We start from the raw sequence: 18881 nt of genomic DNA, 5'->3' as shown, positions 1-18881 counted from the left end.
GCACCCTCCGAAGAGGGTGCGGCCCGGTCACGTACGGCCCTCGAGAGCGGCTACGCCTCGAACACCTCACGCACCAGCTGCTCCTGCTCGGCCTGGTGCCGCTTCGCGGAACCGACCGCCGGCGAAGAGCCGTGCGGGCGCGAGATGCGCCGCAGCCGCTCGCCGTGCGGAATGTCCGCGCCGACCGCCAGGTCGAGGTGGTCGATCAGGTTGAGGGCGATGAAGGGCCAGGGACCCTGGTTCGCCGGCTCCTCCTGGGCCCACAGGTACTTCTCGACGTTCGGGTACTTGGCGATCTCCGCCTGGAGCTCGGCGCCCGGCAGCGGGTAGAGCCGCTCGACGCGGACGATCGCGATGTCCGTGGCGCCGCGCTTGGTGCGCTCGGCCTCCAGGTCGTAGTACAGCTTGCCCGACACGAAGACGACCTTGCGGACCGCGGCCGGGTCGACCGTGGAGTCGCCGATGACGGGGCGGAACTGACCCGAGGTGAACTCGTCCGTCTTCGACGCGGCGGCCTTCAGGCGCAGCATCGACTTCGGGGTGAAGACCACCAGCGGCTTGTGGTGCGGGTTGTGCACCTGCCACCGCAGGAGGTGGAAGTAGTTCGACGGCAGGGTCGGCATCGCGACCGTCATGTTGTTCTGGGCGCACAGCTGCAGGAAGCGCTCGACGCGGGCCGAGGAGTGGTCCGGGCCCTGGCCCTCGTAGCCGTGGGGGAGCAGGAGCGTGACGCCGGAGGTCTGGCCCCACTTCTGCTCCGCCGCCGAGATGTACTCGTCGACGACCGTCTGCGCGCCGTTGACGAAGTCGCCGAACTGCGCCTCCCACATCACGAGCGCGTCGGGGCGGGCCAGCGAGTAGCCGTACTCGAAGCCCATGACCGCGTACTCGGAGAGCAGGGAGTCGTAGACGTTGTAGCGGGACTGCTCCTCGGCGAGGTACTGGAGCGGGGTGAAGTCCTCGCCCGTCTCGCGGTCGATGAGGACCGCGTGGCGCTGGCCGAAGGTGCCGCGGCGGGAGTCCTGGCCGGACAGCCGGACCGGGGTGCCCTCCAGCAGCAGCGAGCCGATGGCGAGGGTCTCGCCCATGCCCCAGTCGATCGTGCCGTCCTCGACCATCGACGCCCGGCGCTGCAGCTGCGGCAGCAGACGCGGGTGGACGTGGAAGTGGTCGGGGATGTTGACCTGGGACTCGGCGATCCGCTTCACGACCTCCGAGGTGATCGCGGTGGTCACCGGGACCGGGAACTCGGCCTGCGGGTCCGACACCGGGGAGACGCCCGGCTGGGACGTGGCCTCGCGGACCTCGGTGAAGACCTTCTCCAGCTGGCCCTGGTAGTCCTGCAGGGCCTGCTCGGCCTCTTCCAGGGTGATGTCGCCGCGACCGATCAGGGACTCGGTGTAGAGCTTGCGCACCGAGCGCTTCTTGTCGATCAGGTCGTACATCAGCGGCTGGGTGAAGGCCGGGTTGTCCGACTCGTTGTGACCGCGGCGGCGGTAGCAGATGAGGTCGATCACCACGTCCTTGTTGAACGCCTGGCGGAACTCGAAGGCGAGCCGCGCGACGCGGACCACGGCCTCCGGGTCGTCGCCGTTCACGTGGAAGATCGGGGCCTCGATCATGCGGGCCACGTCGGTCGCGTACATCGACGAACGCGAGGACTCCGGGGCGGCGGTGAAGCCGACCTGGTTGTTGATGACGATGTGGACCGTGCCGCCCGTGCGGTAGCCGCGCAGCTGCGACATGTTCAGGGTCTCGGCCACCACGCCCTGGCCCGCGAAGGCCGCGTCACCGTGCAGGGCGACCGGCAGGACGGTGAAGTCCGTGCCGCCCTTGTTGATGATGTCCTGCTTGGCGCGGACGATGCCCTCGATGACCGGGTCGACCGTCTCCAGGTGGGAGGGGTTGGCGGCCAGCGTGACCTTGATCTGCTCGCCGTCCAGGCCGGTGAAGGTGCCCTGGGCGCCCAGGTGGTACTTCACGTCACCGGAGCCGTGCATCGACTTCGGGTCGAGGTTGCCCTCGAACTCGCGGAAGATCTGCGCGTACGACTTGCCGACGATGTTGGCCAGCACGTTCAGGCGGCCGCGGTGGGCCATGCCGATGACGACCTCGTCGAGGCGGGACTCCGCGGCGCTGTCGAGGACCGCGTCCAGCAGCGGGATGACGGACTCGCCGCCCTCCAGGGAGAAGCGCTTCTGGCCGACGTACTTCGTCTGCAGGAAGGTCTCGAAGGCCTCCGCCGCGTTCAGCCGGCGCAGGATGCGCAGCTGCTCCTCGCGCTCCGGCTTGGAGTGCGGGCGCTCCACGCGGTCCTGGATCCACTTGCGCTGCTTGGGGTCCTGGATGTGCATGAACTCGATGCCGATGGTGCGGCAGTACGAGTCGCGCAGCACGCCGAGGATGTCGCGCAGCTTCATCAGGGACTTGCCGGAGAAGCCGCCGACGGCGAACTCGCGCTCCAGGTCCCACAGCGTGAGGCCGTGCTCCGTGATGTCCAGGTCGGGGTGCTTGCGCTGGCGGTACTCCAGCGGGTCGGTGTCGGCCATGACGTGGCCGCGGACCCGGTAGGAGTGGATCAGCTCGAAGACCCGGGCGGCCTTGGTGACGTCGTCGTCGTGGCTGGCGTCGATGTCCTTGAGCCAGCGGACCGGCTCGTAGGGGATGCGCAGGGCCTCGAAGATCTCGTCGTAGAAGCCGCTCTCGCCCAGCAGCAGGTTCGCGACCTGGCGCAGGAACTCGCCGGAGGCGGCGCCCTGGACGACCCGGTGGTCGTAGGTCGACGTGAGCGTCATGACCTTGGAGACGCCGAGCTTGTTGAGGGTGTCCTGGCTGGTGCCCTGGAACTCGGCCGGGTAGTCCATGGAGCCGACGCCCATGATGACCGACTGGCCGGGCATCAGGCGCGGGACCGAGTGGACGGTGCCGAGGCCGCCGGGGTTGGTCAGGGAGACCGTCACGCCGGAGAAGTCGTCCATCGTCAGCTTGCCGTCGCGGGCGCGGCGGACGATGTCCTCGTAGGCCTGCCAGAACTCGAAGAAGTTCAGCGTCTCGGCCTTCTTGATGGCCGCGACGACGAGCTGGCGGTCGCCGTTGGGCTTCACCAGGTCGATGGCGAGGCCGAGGTTGACGTGCTCCGGCTTGACCAGGGTCGGCTTGCCGTCCTTCTCCGCGAAGGAGTGGTTCATCGACGGCATGGCCTTGATGGCCTGCACCATCGCGTAGCCGATCAGGTGCGTGAAGGAGATCTTCCCGCCCCGGGCGCGCTTCAGGTGGTTGTTGATGACGATGCGGTTGTCGAACAGCAGCTTCACCGGGACCGCGCGCACGGACGTGGCCGTGGGCAGCTCCAGCGAGGCGTTCATGTTCTTCGCCACGGCGGCGGCGGGACCGCGCAGGGTCACCAGCTCGGGGCCGCCGGCGGACGCCGTCGCGGGCTCGGCCTTGGCGGCGGGCTTGGCGGCGGCGGGCCTGGCCGGCGCCGGAGCGGGGGCCTTCGCGGCGGCCGGCTGCGCGGGCGCCGGTGCGGCGGCCGCGGGCTTCGGGGCCGCGGGGGCCGGCGCGGGAGCCGGAGCCGCGGGGGCGGCCGGGGCCTGAGCGGCAGGCGCGGGCGCCGGGGAGGTGGTCTCTGCGGCCCCCGCGGCCGCAGTACCCGCCGGAGCCGAGGCGGCAGCCCCTGGCTTGTAGTCGGCGAAGAAGTCCCACCAGGCTCGGTCTACCGAATTCGGGTCCTGGAGGTACTGCTGATAGATCTCGTCGACGAGCCACTCGTTGGGGCCGAACGCGGCCGCGGGGTTCTTGCCCGCTTGGTCGGCGTCGGTCGAGATGCTCGAGTTACTGGGGGACTGTGGCGACACGGCGGCAACCGCCCTCTTCCGCTTCACAAGGTGATGGACAGCGGGAATAAAGGCTACGCCCCCCAGACCCCGAAGGTGAGGCCGGGCAGGTTCATCGTCGTGTAAGTCACACCGGAAACCGTGTTTCGGGCCTGGAAATGGCGGGAAACAAGCGGGGTTCCGCTTCGAAATGCGGGGGGCGGGAAACGCCTGAGTAGGCCCGTCGCGCCCAGCTTGCGGGCGTGTGCCTGATCACACGTGTCCGTCAGCGCGGACACTCGTGGATCTTGGGGCTCCGATTCGGACCTTACGTCAACTTTGAACGGATGTCTCTCCTGGAAGAGTGACACGAATCCGGCAACCCCGTTCCGATTCGGCCACGCCGATCGCGCCACCGTGCAGGTCGACGGCCCAGCGGGCGATCGCCAGCCCGAGCCCCGTACCGCCGTCGCCGCCCTGTCCGTTGGACGCGCCCGCGCTGCCGCGGTTGAAGCGCTCGAAGACGCGGTGCCACTCCGAGCGGGGAATGCCGGGGCCCTCGTCGAGCACCTCCAGCTCCAGCGACTCGGGCTGCACGCCACGCCGCGCCTTCACGGTCACCCGGCCGTGCGGCGGGCTGTGCTTGACCGCGTTGTCGATGAGATTTGCCACTACTTGGTGGATCCGCTCGGGGTCCGCCTGCGCGGTCAGCTCCGGCGGGGAGACGTCGAGGTGCAGATGGACGTCCGTACGCGTGTGGGTGCCTGAGCCGGAGGCGATGCCCGCGCGCGCGGGCACGGCCATGTTGGCCTCCTTCAGCACGCCCGACAGGTACGGCCACACCTCGAAGCGGCGGCGGCGCAGCGGCACGACGCCGTTGTCCAGCCGGGAGAGGTCCAGCAGCGTCTCCACCAGCCGGCCGAGCCGCTCGGTCTGCTTCAGCGCCGTGCGCATGGTCTCGGGGTCGGCGGGCGAGACGCCGTCCACGATGTTCTCCAGGACCGCCCTCAGGCCCGCGATGGGGGTGCGCAGCTCGTGCGAGACGTTCGCCACCAGCTCCTTGCGCTGCCGCTCCTGGGCCTCCAGGTCGTCGGCCATGCGGTTGATCGTCTGAGCCAGGTCGCCCAGTTCGTCGCGGCGGTTCTCCCGCACCCGGCGGGTGTAGTCGCCGTGCGAGATGGCGCGGGCGACGGCGTTCATGTCGTCCAGCGGCGCGGTGAGCGAATGGGCCACGAACTGCGTGATGAGCAGGGTGGCGACCATCGAGAAGACGGTGATGAAGCGCAGCTCCGTCGCCGTGCGCATCGCGATCATCATCAGCCCGGTGGTGATGAGGACCGCGATGACGACCAGTGCGCCCAGCTTCGTCTTGATCGAGAACGGGCGCAGCCCGCCCCAGGGCTCCCCGGGGCTTCGCCCTGCGGCTGGACCGCCGCTCATGGCGTCGGGGTCTCCAGCGCGTAGCCCACGCCGTGCACCGTGCGGATCCGCTCGGCGCCGATCTTCCGGCGCAGCGCCTTGATGTGGCTGTCGACGGTGCGGGTGCCGGAGGCGTCCGCCCAGTCCCACACCTCGGCCAGCAGCTGCTCACGGGAGAGCACCGCGCGCGGGGTGTTCGCCAGGCACACCAGCAGGTCGAACTCGGTGGGCGTGAGGTGCACGTCCTCCGAGTGCACGCGCACCCGGCGCTGTGCGTGGTCGATCTCCAGCTCGCCGAGGCGCAGGATGCCGCTCCTGGGCGTCGCCGCCGCCAGCGCGGCCCGCTCGACCCGGCGCAGCAGCACGTGCACGCGTGCGGCCAGCTCCCGCATGGAGAACGGCTTGGTCATGTAGTCGTCGGCGCCGACCCCGAGGCCGACCAGCATGTCGGTCTCGTCGTCGCGCGCGGTGAGCATCATCACCGGCACCGGGCGCTGGGCCTGCACACGGCGGCAGACCTCCAGACCGTCGAAGCCGGGCAGCATGATGTCGAGGATCAGCAGGTCGGGCTGCCAGGCCTCGGCGGTGTCGACGGCGGCCGGGCCGTCGCCCGCGGTCTGCACGAGGAAGCCCTCTGCGCGCAGGCGGGTCGCGATGGCTTCGACGATGGTCGGGTCGTCCTCGACCACCAGAACCCGGCGCTGTGCGCCCGGCGTCGCCGTCGTGCCGTTGTGGGATGTGTGGGTCTGCTCCATCGCCCGCCCCTGAGTTGCTTTCCGGAATGCGTGGGGTCATTCCTTCTGACTGGCTTTGCCTGCGCATGCTTGCGATTGACGCTTGAATGATCCGCGTCAGAGAAGCAGAGTACGGGGAGTCACCGTCCCGCGGCTATCCAGGTCGGACGGCGATGTGTACGACGTCCGGAACGCCCCGGGCAACCGGGATCTCTTCGGTACGCACCCGCTGGAACCCGGCATTCCACAAGGTTTCTTCGAAATCCGGAGAGGGCTGGGCCGACCAGACGGCCAATATGCCGCCCGGCTTCAACACCCTTGCGCAGCTTGTGAGTCCGGCCGGCGAGTAGAGCCCCTCGTTGCCCTCGGTGACGGTCCAGCCGGGGCCGTTGTCGATGTCCAGGCACAGGGCGTCGTACGTGGCGGATGTCTCATTCACGTACGTGATCAGATCCGCCTCGACGATCTCCGTGCGCCGGTCGGCGACGGCCCGCGCCGAAAAGGCGGCGAGCGGTCCGTCGCGGTGCCAGTCGACGATGGCGCGCTCGCGCTCCACGACCGTGATCGCCTCCCAGTACGGGTCGGCCGCCGCATGTGCGAGCGAGAACCCCACGCCGAGCCCGCCGATCAGCACGTGCGGCCGCGGGCGGGGGCCCACGGCGTCGCGCGCGGCGTCGATCAGCAACCGCTCCGAGCGGCCGTCCGAGGTGTCCATCAGGAAGCAGCCGTTGGCGATGATCTGCAGCAGCGCCCCGTGCCGGCGCAGCACGACCTCGCCGAACGGGCCCTGACGACGGTCCAGGACCACAGGGGTGTCGTAGGTGGCGGTCATGGGCCCATCCTGCCTGAACCAGGGGTTGCGGCCAGGGGGATTTCCGGGGGACCGGGGCGGGTGCGGCGTGCGCCTCGCGCGGGCCGCCGCTCGTGCCTACGCTCGAAGCAGCGGGAGGCCCGCGAGGCCGGCGAGAAGTGCGTGGTGGCTGCCATGGCCGCGAATTACCCGTTCGTGGGACGCGAGGACGTGCTGGGCGAGCTGCGGGCCGCCCTGGACCGCGCCGCGTCCGGGCGGGGCGGACTCGTCACCCTCATAGGACCCGCCGGCGCGGGCAAGACCCGTACCGCCGAGGAGGCCGCCGCGCAGGCGGACGCGTTCCGCACCCGGTGGACCTGGTGCCCGCCGCAGACGGCCGGGCGAGCCTTCCGCCCGTGGTCGCGGCTGCTGCGCGAGCTGGTCGCCGACGACGTGCGCTGCGGGCGGCTGGTGACCGCCTCGCCGCCGCTGCGAGCCCTGGTGGCCGGGTCGGCCCCGGGCGTACCGCGCGGCGCCGACCCGGAGACGGCACGGCTGCGACTCGCGGGCGACGTGGCCGAGGTGCTTGCCACGGCCGCCCGGCGCGGGCCGCTGCTCCTCGTGCTGGACGACGTGCACGCCGCCGACGCGTCCTCGCTGCGGCTGCTGCTGGAGACCGCGGACGCGGCCCGCACCTGCGGGGTGCTGCTCCTGGCGACGGCCCGCGACGACGACACGGCCTGGCGGCAGGGCATGGACGGCGGCCGTGGCCGGGCCCGTGCGCAGCTGCTGCGCCGTGGGCGGTCGCTGCCGCTCGGGCCGCTGGCCGAACGGGACGTCGCGGCGCTGGTGGAGGCGGTCACGGGGGCGGCGCCCGCGCCGGACGCGCTGTGTTCCCTGGTACGGCGGACGGGCGGCGACGCGTTCTTCGTCACCGAACTGCTGCGCAGCGGCCGGTGGGACGGTCCCGCCCGCTCCACGGTCGCCGTCCGCGACGCCGTACGCGACCGGCTGGGCGACCTCACCCCGCGGGCCGCGCGGGTGCTGGACGTGGCCGCCGTCCTCGGCACCCGCTTCCGGCTCGACGTGCTCGCCGAGACCGCGGAGGTGCCGCTGGGCGAGGTGCGGGCGCTGCTCGGCGAGGCCGCCGGGGCCGGGCTGCTGGCCGAGGCGGAGGCCGACCGCGGCGCCTTCCGGCACGACCTGCTGCGCGACGCGGTGCACGACACCCTCGCCCCCGCCGAACGCGCCGCCCTGCACCGCGCCGCCGCCCAGGTCCTGGCCGGCTACGCCCGCCGCGGCCGCGACACCGCTCCCGCGGAGGTCGCCCACCACCTCCTGCTCTCCGGGCCCGAACAGGCCGGGGAAGCCGCCGGGTACGCGCGCGAGGCGGCGGTCCGGGCTCAGGGGCTGTGCGCGTTCGAGGACGCGGCCCGGTGGTACGAGCGGGCGGTGGAGGCATGGGAGGCGGCCGGGGAGACGGGGAGCGGGGAGGTGGGCAGCGGGGACGGAGAAACGGCCGCGCCTCCCGCCGTACGTGTCGAGATCACCGAGGCGCTGCTCGGGCTGGGTTCCGCGCGGCTCGGGGCCGGGGAGCGCGAGGCGGCGCGGGACGCGTTGCTCAGGGCCGCCGGGATGGCGCGGGAGGCGGGGCGGGCTGATCTGGTGGCGCGCGCCGCGTTGGGGCTGGGGACCGGGGCAGTGGGGTTCGAGGTCGACCTGGAGGACCGTGAGCAGCTCGATCTGCTGACCGAGGCGCGCGCCGCGCTCGCCGCCGAGCCCCGGTACACCGCCCTGCGCGCCGGCGTCACCGCGCGGCTGTCGCTCGCCGCCGGGCTCGTGGAACCGGAGAAGCACCGGATCGCGCTCGCCGAGGAGGCTGTCCGCACCGCCCGCGAGGCGGGCGACCCCGCGACGATCGGCCCGGCGCTGGCCGCACTGTGCGACGCGCGGCCCGGTCCCGACCACTGCCGGGACCGGCTCGCCTGGACCGCGGAGATCGTGGGGACCGCCCGCGACCTGCGCGACCCGGTGCTCGAACTCCTCGGCCGGCGGCTGCGGCTGGTCGCCCTGATGGAGACCGGCGCGTTCGCCGAGGCCGACGCGGAGGCGGCGGCGTACGAGACGACCGTGCGCCCGCTCCGGCGTCCCCTGTACGCCTGGTACGTGCCGTTGTGGCGCGGCACGCGCGCGTTGATGGAGGGCCGCTACGACGACTGCGCGGCCGCGCTCGACGAGGTGGAGGAGCTGGGGCGCAAGGCCGGCAGCGGCAACGCGGACCTGCTCGCCGTCACCCAGCGCTGGTGCCTGTACGCCGACATGGGCGACACGGCAGGACTGGAACGGGTGCGCGCCGCGGCGTCCGTTCTGGAGCGGTCCCCGATGCTGTGGCCCCACGTCACGCTCGCCCTCCTGGCGGCGCAGTTCGGCCGTCCCGACGAGGCGGCCCGCCGCCTCTCGGCCGTCGCACCCCGGCTCGCCGGGGCGCCCCGTGACAGCGAGTGGCTCCCGATGGTGGCGCAGGCCGCGGAGACGGTGGCCGCCGTGGGCTCCCACCGCAGCGCCTCCCTCCTCTACGACCTGCTCGTCCCGTACGCCGGCCTGTTCGTGGTGGAAGGCATCGGCGCGGCGGTCCGCGGCCCGGTCGACCGTCATCTCGCCCTGCTCGCGGCGGCTCTCGGGGACCCGCACCGCACCCGTGAGCACCGGGAGCGGGCGTTGCAGGCCGCCGAGGCGGTGGGCGCGGTGGCGCTGGCGGAGCGCATCGCGGCGGAGACGGCGGATCCGGGGCACCCGGGAGCATCCGGCGCGGGGACCGCGCCCCGGCCGCGCCCATCCGCTGACGACACCTCTCTCTTCCGCCGCGAAGGGCCCCTCTGGCATCTCCGCTACGCCGGCCGCGACGTGCGGCTCCCGGCCAGCAAGGGCCTGCACGACATCGCCGTCCTGCTCGCCCGTCCGGGCACGCCGGTCCCCGCCGTGGAACTGGCGGCAGCGGACGGCCGGGGGCAGGACGCCGGAGGTCTGCATCCCCAGGGCGACACCGGCGAGGTCGTCGACGCCACCGCCCGGGCCGCCTACCGGCGCAGGCTGCGGGAGCTGGAGGAGGAGGGCCGGGACGCCGACCAGGCCGGGGACGCCGGACGCTCGGAGCGGATCGCCGTGGAGCGGGACGCTCTCGTCGGGCAGCTCGCGGCCGCGTACGGCATCGGGGGCCGGGTGCGCCGCACGGGCTCGCACGCCGAACGTGCCCGCACCGCCGTCACCGCCCGCATCCGGGCCGCGGTGCGGCGCGTCACCGACGTCCACCCCGAACTCGGCCGCCACCTCGCGACGGCCCTGCGCACCGGCACCCTCTGCGTCTACGAGCCCGAACAGCCGCCCGCGTGGCGGCTGTGAGGCCACACCTCACACCGTGCCGTGCGATCTCACGCCTCCTGGGTGAAGCGCTGAAGCGCGAGGCTCCGAGGGAAGGCAGGACACCATGCCGCGCACCACCAAGGCCGAGGCCGAGCTCAAGGTCGACGAGCCCGTCATCGAGGGGCGCTACGCCGAGATCGGCCCGTACACGGTCGCCTACGAGACCATGAAGCAGGACATGGACCCCGCCCCGCTCTTCCGGGGCCTGCCCGACGACCGCTGCCAGTGCCCGCACTGGGGCCAGGTCCTCTCCGGCCGGATCGTGTTCCGGTACGCCGACCACGACGAGGTCTTCCACGCGGGCGACGCCTATTACGGCGCACCCGGCCACCTCCCGCTCGTCTTCGCCGGTACCGAGGTCGTCGAGTTCAGCCCCACCGCGGAGCTGAACCGCACGATGGAGGTCGTCGGCCGCAACCTCGCGGGGGCGACGTCATGACCACCGGGACGGACACCCGGATCGGGCAACTCACCCGTCTCTTCGTGCAGTTCCTGGAGACCGGCACCGCCCCCGAGGGGCTGTTCACGGACGACGTCTTCCTCGATCTGACCCTGCCGCAGTGGCGGCTGCAGACCCGGGGGCGCGACGAAGTCGTCGCGTTGCGCCGGCGCAGCCACCCCGCTCGCGGCACGGTGCCGCGCCACCGCGTGGACCCCACCCCCACCGGGTTCGTCCTGGAGTTCGAGGAGTCCTGGGTGGACGGGCAAGGTGCCTGGTACTGCCGGGAGTTGATGCGCGCCGAAGTGCGCGACGGCGCCATCGGCGAGGCATCGATCTACTGCACCGGCGACTGGGACACGGCGACCCGCACCGCCCACGCCAAGGAGGTGGCTCTCCTCAGGCCGTGACCCTGCTCGGGCCGTGAGCCGCCTGCGGACGCACGGGAAGCCGGACGCACGAAAAGCTTGAGAGGTTGCTGTGAATCGGCTCTCGCGTGGTGTCGGTCACAGACAGAGGCCCCTGTGGTTGCCAAGGGTGGTGCGCGACGGAAGGAGCGCCCCACCGTGGAACCCACCGCGACGGCCAGAACAGACCCCTCGGCCGCGCCCCTTCCCGATGTGTCCGAACTCCTGGACGGGATGCCGCGTCAGCGCGGCGGGCCGCACCTCGCGGGCCCTCTCGCGCCCGCCCCCTTCGCCCGGGCCCTTCGCCGTCCCTGGCGCCTGCTGCCGACGCCCGCCGGCACGCCGTTCACTTTCGGCTACGCGGCCGTCCTGGCGCTCACCTCGGTGCTCAGCACGTACGGCTCCTCGTCCCTGGTGCAATCCCTGCAACAGGCGTCCAGCACCGATGTGGCGCACCTGGTGCAGTCACCCGCGCTGGTGCTGCTGGCGAGCGCGATGTGGGTTGCGGGCGGCCTCGTCTCGCCGTACGTCGTCTGCTTCCTGCTCGTCCTGACCGCGCTGGAGCGGCGGATAGGCGGGGCCCGCACGGCCGTCGTCTTCCTCGCCGGGCAGGTCCTCGCCACCCTCGCGACCGAGGGCACCGTCGGCCTCGCGGTCCTGGTGGGCCACCTCCCCGACAGCTCCCTGCACCGCCTCGACTATGGCATCAGCTTCGGCGTGGCCGCCAGTGTGGGCGCTCTCGCGGGACTGCTGAGGCCGTGGCTGCGCTGGCCGGTGCTGGTCCTGTTCGGCGGCATGCTGGTCCAGGGCCTGCTCGAGTTCACCGACCCGATGACCAGCTGGGGCCATCTGATCTCGCTCGGGATAGGCGTCGCCACCTGGCCGCTGATCAGGCGCTGGCACCGGGAGGCGTAGGCCCCGGCCCCCTAGGAACCGGTCCCGCGCGCCGCGGCCAGCTTCCGGGCCAGCCCCGGAACACCGAGAAGTGCGGCGGATCGTCGCCGGTGTGCCAGTAGTTGAGGTACTTGCCGAACAGCCCCGTGCGGTAGCCGGCCGCCCGCAGCTGCCGCTGCACGGTGGTGTGCTGGTCGAGGTGGTAGGGGTGGCGGGTGTCGAGGACACCGTGGTGATGCGCGTACCGGCCCGACATGATCGAGGCGCGCGACGGCGCGCACAGCGGGGTGCCAGTGTGCGCCCGCCCGAAGGTGACGCCCTGTCCGCCCAGTCGGTCGAGTGTCCGGGGGATCGCCCGGTCCGTCTCCTTCGGCTGGTCGTCCGTCAGCACGAGAAGGATGCTGGGCCGGTCGTCGGAGCGGGGCCGCCGGTACGGCGTCGGCGGAACAGTCCTGCGGGCGACGGCGTTACGTGCGGTGGCGGTCGGCGGGGCCGTTGTGTCGCCGAGTCCCGTACCCCGCGCCACCAGGGGAACCGCGGTCCCCGCCGCCGTTCCTCGCTCATCGGCTTCCCCAAGTCCCCCGTCGTTCCGTCGTACGAGCTTGCAGTGTGCGGAGTCTGCCTGTGAACGCCGGTGCGCACGCGATGCCTCCCGGCTCCGTGATCGCTGACAGCGAACGACACGGAGACCCGGGAACAACGGCGGAACGCCAAGCATTGAGTCGGCATAACTCAACTTGACTGCCGAAGGGGAGATCATGGCTTCGACGTCCACATCGCTCACCCTGCCCGTACTGCCGCTCGACGACGAGGTAGTCCTCCCCGGGATGGTCGTACCGCTGGACCTGAACGACGCCGACGTACGCGCCGCGGTGGAGGCCGCCCAGGCCGCCGCCCGGTCGGAACCGGGAAAGCCGAAGGTGCTGCTCGTTCCACGTGTCGACGGGACCTACCCGAGCACCGGCGTGCTCGGCACGATCGAGCAGGTCGGCCGGCTGGCCGACGGTGACCCGGGCGCCCTGATCCGCGGCCGCGGCCGTGTGCAGATCGGCGCCGGCACCACCGGGCCGGGTGCCGCGCTGTGGGTCGAGGGGACGAGGATCGACGAGAGCGTGCCCGAGCCGCTGCCCGGCCACGTCACCGAACTGGTCAAGGAGTACAAGGCCCTCGCCACCGCCTGGCTGCGCAAGCGCGCCGCCTGGCAGGTCGTGGACCGTGTGCAGGCCATCGACGACGTGTCCCAGCTGGCCGACAACTCCGGTTACTCGCCCTTCCTGACCACCGAGCAGAAGATCGAACTGCTGGAGACGGCCGACCCGGTCGCCCGTCTCAAGCTCGCCACCCAGCACCTGCGCGACCACCTGGCCGAGCAGGACGTGGCCGAGACCATCGCCAAGGACGTCCAGGAGGGCGTCGACAAGCAGCAGCGGGAGTTCCTGCTGCGCCGTCAGCTGGAAGCCGTGCGCAAGGAACTGCGCGAGCTGAACGGCGACGGCAAGGACTCCGCCGAGGAGTCCGACGACTACCGCGCCCGGGTCGAGTCCGCCGACCTGCCGGAGAACGTCCGGGAGGCGGCCCTCAAGGAGGTCGACAAGCTCGAGCGCTCCAGCGACCAGTCGCCCGAGGGCTCCTGGATCCGCACCTGGCTGGACACGGTCCTCGAACTGCCGTGGAACGAACGGACCGAGGATGCGTACGACATCCAGGGCGCCAAGGCCGTCCTGGACGCCGAGCACTCCGGCCTGGAGGACGTGAAGGAGCGGATCACCGAGTACCTGGCGGTGCGCAAGCGCCGTACCGACCGCGGTCTCGGTGTCATCGGCGGCCGGCGCGGCGGTGCCGTCCTGGCCCTCGTCGGCCCGCCCGGCGTCGGCAAGACCTCGCTCGGCGAGTCGGTCGCGCACGCCATGGGCCGCAAGTTCGTCCGCGTCGCCCTCGGCGGCGTCCGCGACGAGGCCGAGATCCGCGGCCATCGCCGTACGTACGTCGGCGCGCTGCCCGGCCGGATCGTGCGCGCGATCAAGGAGGCCGGCTCGATGAACCCGGTCGTCCTGCTCGACGAGATCGACAAGGTGGGGTCCGACTTCCGGGGCGACCCGGCGGCCGCACTCCTGGAGGTCCTGGACCCGGCGCAGAACCACACCTTCCGCGACCACTACCTGGAGGTCGAGCTCGATCTGTCGGACGTCGTGTTCCTCGCCACGGCGAACGTCCTGGAGGCAATCCCCGAAGCCCTCCTGGACCGTATGGAACTCGTGCGCCTGGACGGATACACCGAGGACGAGAAGGTCGTCATCGCCCGCGACCACCTGCTCCCGCGCCAGCTGGAGCGGGCGGGCCTGGACAAGGACGAGGTGACCCTGGACGAGAGCGCCCTGCGCAAGCTCGCCGGCGAGTACACGCGCGAGGCGGGTGTGCGCACCCTGGAGCGTTCGATCGCCCGGCTGCTCCGCAAGGTCGCGGCGCAGCACGAACTGGGCGACCGCGAGCTGCCGTTCACGATCACGGACGCCGACCTGCGCGCCCTGATCGGATGGCCGCACCACGTCCCGGAGTCCGCGCAGGACCCGGCGGAGCGCCGTACGGCGGTCCCGGGCGTGGCGACGGGCCTCGCGGTGACCGGCGCTGGCGGTGACGTCCTCTTCGTGGAGGCGTCGCTCGCAGACCCGGAGACGGGCGCGGCGGGCCTGACCCTCACCGGTCAGCTGGGCGACGTGATGAAGGAGTCGGCGCAGATCGCGCTGAGCTTCCTGCGCAGCCACGGCGCCGAGCTGGAGCTGCCGGTCGCGGACCTGAAGGACCGCGGCGTGCACATCCACTTCCCGGCGGGCGCGGTCCCGAAGGACGGCCCGAGCGCCGGCATCACGATGACGACGGCGCTGGCGTCGCTGCTGTCGGGCCGGCTGCTCCGCACGGACGTGGCCATGACCGGCGAGGTCTCGCTGACCGGCCGGGTGCTGCCGATCGGCGGCGTGAAGCAGAAGCTGCTCGCCGCGCACCGCGCCGGTGTGAAGACCGTGATCATCCCCAAGCGCAACGAGGCCGACCTGGACGACGTCCCGGCCGAGGTGCTGGACAAGCTCGACGTCCACGCCGTGACCGACGTCCGCCAGGTCCTGGAGCTGGCGCTGGCGCCCGCCACGAGCGAGGCGGCGCCGGAGGTTCCGGTGGCGGCGTGACGGACGCCATCGGGTGAGGGAAGGCCCGTGCCCCGTGAGGGAGGCCCGGGCCTTCTTCTCGCGCCTGGTGTCGGTCGTACGTCAGCCGTTGGCGAGGGCGACGACGCGGTCGAGGGCGCCGTTGAACTTGTCGTGATCGCCGACGGTCGGCCCGGACGAGGTGTACTGCCACATCGTGTAGTAGCCCCAGCCGGCCGGAAGCGTCCCCACGGTCGACGCGTACCGGGCGATCCACAGCGGGTTGGCGGCCGCGAAGCCGCCGTAGTTGCCGGTGCAGTCGGTCCACCAGCTGGTGGCCGTGTAGATCACGGCGTCCCGTCCCGTGCGGGCCTTGTAGGTGTTCAGGAAGTCGGCGATCCAGCCGACCATCGCGCTCGCGGACTTGCCGTAGCACTCGGCGCCGTAGGGGTTCCACTCGATGTCGAGGACGCCGGGGAGGGTCTTGCCGTCCTTGGACCAGCCGCCGCCGTGGTCGACGAAGTAGTTGGCCTGAGTGGCGCCGCTGGTGGTGTCGGGGGTGGCGAAGTGGTACGCGCCGCGGATCATGCCGACGTTGTACGAGCCGTTGTACTGCTGGGCGAAGTAGGGGTTCGTGTAGTACGTCCCCTCGGTCGCCTTGGTGTAGGCCCACTTGACGCCGCTGCTCCACAGGGTCGACCAGGCGACGTTGCCCTGGTAGCCGGAGACGTCGACGCCCTCGGTCTGGGTGGCGTCGGCGGAGGAGGGGGTGCCGCCGCTGCCGTCGTGGGCGGCGACGCCCACGCCCATGCGGGCGGAGCCGCGGGCGGGGGTGTCCGCCGCGGAGGCGGGGGCGGCGGGGACGGCGAGGACGAGCGAGAGGGCGGCGAGCAGGAGTCCGGCGAGCAAGGGGCGCCGGGGGTGTACCGGTCCGGGTCTGTGCACGGGCATGGCGTGCCTCCGAAAGCTCGGTGATGCTCTGTGGGGGAGGGCGCCCGTACGGCGGGAGTGCAGGGCCGTACGAGGCCGGTGCCCCGCCATCGGGAGGGATGGTGTGGGCATGTCAGTCGGTGCCTGGTATCGAAGCTACGCACGTAGAAGAGTGCGTGGAAGAGGGGTCGGAGTCTGCCGTTGGTCTAGCCCTGCGAAATACTTGGGGAGCTGCGGCAACGGCGGGGTTCGGCGGAAACTTTCAGGCTCAGGAAAACCGAGGCAGGGACTGACGTGCACGAAGGCGAAAACGGGGACGAGCGCCGACTCCCGGCTCAACCGTCACCGAGTGGTGCAGACCAGGAATACCTGTCCCTGGAGCGCGAGTTGACGATCCTTTTCCGGCGCGCCCGCGCCAACCAGGGGGAGATGGCCCGTGAGGTCCACCCCGATCTGGAGTCGGCGGCGTACGGCCTGCTGATCCGCCTCGACGAGTGCGGCCGCCAGCGCGCCACGGAACTCGCCGCCTACATCGGCGTCGGCAAGGCCACCATGTCCCGCCAGCTGCGTGCCCTGGAGGACCTCGGCCTGGTCGCCCGCGAACCCGACCCCGCCGACGGCCGCGCCTGGCTGGTCCACCTCACGGACGAGGGCCACGACCGCGTCCGCAAGGTCCGCGACGCCCGCCGGGCCCGCTACGTCAGCCAGCTCAACCACTGGAACCGCCACGAGGTCGCGGAACTGGCACGCCTGCTCAGCCAGTTGAACCGAGGCATGGAGAAGTAGCGAACACCGCCTCGCCGCGACGCGGGTCCGGGCCGCTGCGATCCCGGCGGCCGGGCCTGCTGCCGCCCTGGTCGCGGCGCTTGGGCCCGCCCGATCACGGCTGTTCGGGCCTGTGCCCCCGGCCTGCCGCCGTCCTGGCCGCGGCGCCTGGGCACGCCTGATCGGGCCAGAGCCCTCGGCCTCCCGCGCTGTAGGGGCGCCTGGTCCGCCCGGACACAGCTGATCGGGGCCTGCCCCTCCGGCTGCTGCCCCTCTGGTCGCGGCGCCTGGTCAACCGGACGCGGCTGTTCGGGCCTTAGCCCCCGGCCTGCTGCCGCGCTGTAGCGGCGCCTGGTCCGCCCGGACACGGCTGTTCGGGCCGGGGCCCCGGCCTGCTGCCGTCCTGGTCGCCGCGGCGCTCGGGCACGCCCGGACACGGCTGATCGGGGCCTGCCCCTCCGGCCTGCTGCCCCTCTGGTCGCGGCGCCTGGTCAACCGGACGCGGCTGTTCGGGCCTTAGCCCCCGGCCTGCTGCCGCGCTGTAGCGGCGCCTGGTCCGCCCGGACACGGCTGTTCGGGCCGGGGCCCCGGCCTGCTGCCGTCCTGGTCGCCGCGGCGCTCGGGCACGCCCGGACACGGCTGATCGGGGCCTGCCCCTCCGGCCTGCTGCCCCTCTGGTCGCGGCGCCTGGTCAGCCCGGACGCGGCTGTTCGGGCCTGAGCCGCCGGGCTGCTGCCCGCTGCGACTGGGCGCGTCCGATCACGGCTGATCGGGCCTTAGCCCCCGGCCTGCTGCCGCGCTGTAGCGGCGCCTGGTCCGCCCGGACACGGCTGATCGGGGCCTGCCCCTCCGGCCTGCTGCCTTCCTGGTCGCTGCACTTGGGCCCGCCCGGACACGGCTGATCGGGCATGAGCCCCTGGCTCGCGGGGGCTCCCGTCCGGGGCTGGCCGGTTCGCGGATCTTCGGTCCGGGGCTCTCCGGTCTGCGGGGTGTCCGGTTCACGGGTCTCCGGTCCGCGGGGGCTCCCGCCCGGGGCTGGCCGGTTCGCGGATCTTCGGTCCGGGGCCCTCCGGTCTGCGGGGTGTCCGGTTCACGGGTCTCCGGTCCGCGGGGACTGCCGTCCGGGTCTGGCCGGTTCGAGGATCTCCGTCCGGGGCTCTCCGGCCCACGGGTCTGCGGACCCCGGGGCCCCCGCCCCGCGGGGTCTCGCGTCCGCGGCTGTCGGCCCGCACTCCGCTCATGAGGCCGTCGTAGCCGCGCTCCGCTCAGGAGGCCGTCGTAGCCGCGTTCCGCTCACAGTTCCACCAGGACCACCGTCGCGTCGTCGTGCGTCTTGCTCCTGCGTAGGAACACCCGTTCCGCGTCGGCGGTTTCCAGGGTGCGGACCCGTTGGACCAGGGCGCGGGCGCCCTCCTTGCGGAGGAGGTGGAAGCAGTCCTCCCAGCTGCCCTCGTGGAACTTCTCCACCCAGCGGGTGGCGCCGTCGGTGAGGGCCGCGAGGGCGCGCACGTCGCGGCGGGGGAGCGTGCCCGTGACCGCGCGGTCCGCGACCGCCGGATCCGCCGCCGCCGTGAAGAAGCCGCCCTCCTTGTTGCGGACCGTCGAGTCCACGATCGCGTCCGTGGCCAGGGCCGAGCGCGGAAGGCGGGACAGGCGGTCGTCCAGCATCGCCGTCACCGAGCCCTCCGACGACTCCACGAGCAGCGCGGAGTCCGACAGGACCAGGTGCTCGACGGTCTCCGTCCCCCAACGCGCCACGACCACCGTTGCCTGAGGGGTGCGTGGGTGAGAAAGGTCACAGGTGGCGACGTGTGCCGTGGCTGTGCGGGCGATCGCACGGGAAAGCGCCTCGGACAGCGGAACATCCGGGAGGGAAACGGTCAGTTCGGTCAGCGCCCCGCCCAACCGCGCGATGTACCAGGGAACGGAATGCAGACAGCCCGTCCCGCCGCGCGGAGGCGTCACCCCGTCCAGTACGACGGCGACACCGCCCTGGCCGGAAGCAGGCAGCGCGACAGCCGCGAAGTCCTCGTTGGGGCGGGCCGGGTCGCCGGGTTCCGATACAACTTCCGTATGCATTCGGCCAGTCTGCACGACGTCTTCACAAGGTTCGCAAAAGGCTGACACTGGT

13 protein-coding genes are annotated in these 18881 nt (G+C 72.3%); 6 read left to right on the top strand and 7 right to left on the bottom strand.

Translation table 11 applies throughout. The features are described 5' to 3' along the window. Positions 1-50: 50 nt before the first annotated feature. The 4 genes from ACGFYN_RS12985 to ACGFYN_RS12970 form a co-directional block, all read right to left on the bottom strand. Complete coding sequence (locus tag ACGFYN_RS12985) at positions 51-3857, bottom strand: multifunctional oxoglutarate decarboxylase/oxoglutarate dehydrogenase thiamine pyrophosphate-binding subunit/dihydrolipoyllysine-residue succinyltransferase subunit (protein ID WP_393865868.1); 3807 nt, start codon at positions 3855-3857, stop codon at positions 51-53. 291 nt (positions 3858-4148) lie between these two features. Further along, positions 4149-5255 carry an ATP-binding protein gene (locus ACGFYN_RS12980; protein WP_393865867.1) on the bottom strand — a complete coding sequence of 369 codons (1107 nt, stop codon included), beginning with the start codon at positions 5253-5255 and terminating at the stop codon, positions 4149-4151. After that, entirely contained in the window at positions 5252-5989 is a 738-nt protein-coding gene (locus tag ACGFYN_RS12975; RefSeq protein WP_393865866.1) for a response regulator transcription factor, read from the bottom strand. The genes ACGFYN_RS12980 and ACGFYN_RS12975 overlap by 4 nt, the downstream gene beginning before the upstream one ends. A gap of 133 nt (positions 5990-6122) precedes the next feature. Beyond that, positions 6123-6800, bottom strand: a complete 678-nt coding sequence (locus ACGFYN_RS12970) for a spermidine synthase (protein WP_393865865.1) — start codon at positions 6798-6800, stop codon at positions 6123-6125. Positions 6801-6953: 153 nt separating this feature from the next. On the opposite strand from ACGFYN_RS12970, the gene ACGFYN_RS12965 reads away from it, so the two are divergent. The 4 genes from ACGFYN_RS12965 to ACGFYN_RS12950 all read left to right on the top strand — a co-directional run bounded on the left by ACGFYN_RS12965 (position 6954) and on the right by ACGFYN_RS12950 (position 11939). Next, positions 6954-10157 carry an ATP-binding protein gene (locus ACGFYN_RS12965; RefSeq protein ID WP_393865864.1) on the top strand — a complete coding sequence of 1068 codons (3204 nt, stop codon included), beginning with the start codon at positions 6954-6956 and terminating at the stop codon, positions 10155-10157. An 85-nt stretch (positions 10158-10242) separates the two neighbouring features. After that, positions 10243-10617, top strand: a complete 375-nt coding sequence (locus ACGFYN_RS12960; protein WP_393865863.1) for a hypothetical protein — start codon at positions 10243-10245, stop codon at positions 10615-10617. Continuing rightward, positions 10614-11027, top strand: a complete 414-nt coding sequence (locus ACGFYN_RS12955; RefSeq protein ID WP_393865862.1) for a hypothetical protein — start codon at positions 10614-10616, stop codon at positions 11025-11027. Before ACGFYN_RS12960 ends, ACGFYN_RS12955 begins: the two co-directional genes overlap by 4 nt. A 156-nt stretch (positions 11028-11183) precedes the next feature. After that, positions 11184-11939 (top strand): rhomboid-like protein, encoded by a 756-nt coding sequence (locus ACGFYN_RS12950; RefSeq protein WP_393865861.1) that lies wholly within the window; start codon positions 11184-11186, stop codon positions 11937-11939. On the opposite strand, the gene ACGFYN_RS12945 is transcribed toward ACGFYN_RS12950, so the two are convergent. Next, positions 11914-12309 carry a sulfatase-like hydrolase/transferase gene (locus ACGFYN_RS12945; RefSeq protein WP_393865860.1) on the bottom strand — a complete coding sequence of 132 codons (396 nt, stop codon included), beginning with the start codon at positions 12307-12309 and terminating at the stop codon, positions 11914-11916. The genes ACGFYN_RS12950 and ACGFYN_RS12945 overlap by 26 nt on opposite strands. 367 nt (positions 12310-12676) lie before the next feature. Here ACGFYN_RS12945 and lon point away from each other — a divergent pair, with 367 nt between their 5' ends. After that, positions 12677-15097 (top strand): endopeptidase La, encoded by a 2421-nt coding sequence (gene lon / locus ACGFYN_RS12940; protein WP_393865859.1) that lies wholly within the window; start codon positions 12677-12679, stop codon positions 15095-15097. Between the two features lie 81 nt (positions 15098-15178). On the opposite strand, the gene ACGFYN_RS12935 is transcribed toward lon, so the two are convergent. Further along, positions 15179-16006 carry a lysozyme gene (locus ACGFYN_RS12935; protein ID WP_393865858.1) on the bottom strand — a complete coding sequence of 276 codons (828 nt, stop codon included), beginning with the start codon at positions 16004-16006 and terminating at the stop codon, positions 15179-15181. Between the two features lie 273 nt (positions 16007-16279). Here ACGFYN_RS12935 and ACGFYN_RS12930 point away from each other — a divergent pair, with 273 nt between their 5' ends. Then, a complete protein-coding gene (locus ACGFYN_RS12930; RefSeq protein ID WP_393865857.1) occupies positions 16280-16771 on the top strand; it encodes a MarR family winged helix-turn-helix transcriptional regulator in 492 nt (163 codons plus the stop codon). A gap of 1272 nt (positions 16772-18043) precedes the next feature. Here ACGFYN_RS12930 and ACGFYN_RS12925 read toward each other — a convergent pair. After that, complete coding sequence (locus ACGFYN_RS12925) at positions 18044-18829, bottom strand: protein phosphatase 2C domain-containing protein (RefSeq protein WP_393865856.1); 786 nt, start codon at positions 18827-18829, stop codon at positions 18044-18046. Positions 18830-18881 lie beyond the last annotated feature (52 nt).

The organism is Streptomyces sp. NPDC048419 (assembly GCF_043200415.1).
Classification (GTDB): Bacteria; Actinomycetota; Actinomycetes; order Streptomycetales; family Streptomycetaceae; genus Streptomyces.
The sequence above is the reverse complement of the archived record's forward strand: the minus strand, read 5'-3'. Positions and strand labels throughout refer to the sequence as shown.

Excerpts from the sequence above, each read along its gene's own strand:
- ACGFYN_RS12935 (WP_393865858.1), bottom strand. The coding sequence starts at position 16,006 with ATGCCCGTGCACAGACCCGGACCGGTACACCCCCGGCGCCCCTTGCTC.
- ACGFYN_RS12955 (WP_393865862.1), top strand. The coding sequence starts at position 10,614 with ATGACCACCGGGACGGACACCCGGATCGGGCAACTCACCCGTCTCTTC.
- lon (WP_393865859.1), top strand. The coding sequence starts at position 12,677 with ATGGCTTCGACGTCCACATCGCTCACCCTGCCCGTACTGCCGCTCGAC.
- ACGFYN_RS12975 (WP_393865866.1), bottom strand. The coding sequence starts at position 5,989 with ATGGAGCAGACCCACACATCCCACAACGGCACGACGGCGACGCCGGGC.
- ACGFYN_RS12970 (WP_393865865.1), bottom strand. The coding sequence starts at position 6,800 with ATGACCGCCACCTACGACACCCCTGTGGTCCTGGACCGTCGTCAGGGC.
- ACGFYN_RS12925 (WP_393865856.1), bottom strand. The coding sequence starts at position 18,829 with ATGCATACGGAAGTTGTATCGGAACCCGGCGACCCGGCCCGCCCCAAC.
- ACGFYN_RS12980 (WP_393865867.1), bottom strand. The coding sequence starts at position 5,255 with ATGAGCGGCGGTCCAGCCGCAGGGCGAAGCCCCGGGGAGCCCTGGGGC.
- ACGFYN_RS12965 (WP_393865864.1), top strand. The coding sequence starts at position 6,954 with ATGGCCGCGAATTACCCGTTCGTGGGACGCGAGGACGTGCTGGGCGAG.
- ACGFYN_RS12960 (WP_393865863.1), top strand. The coding sequence starts at position 10,243 with ATGCCGCGCACCACCAAGGCCGAGGCCGAGCTCAAGGTCGACGAGCCC.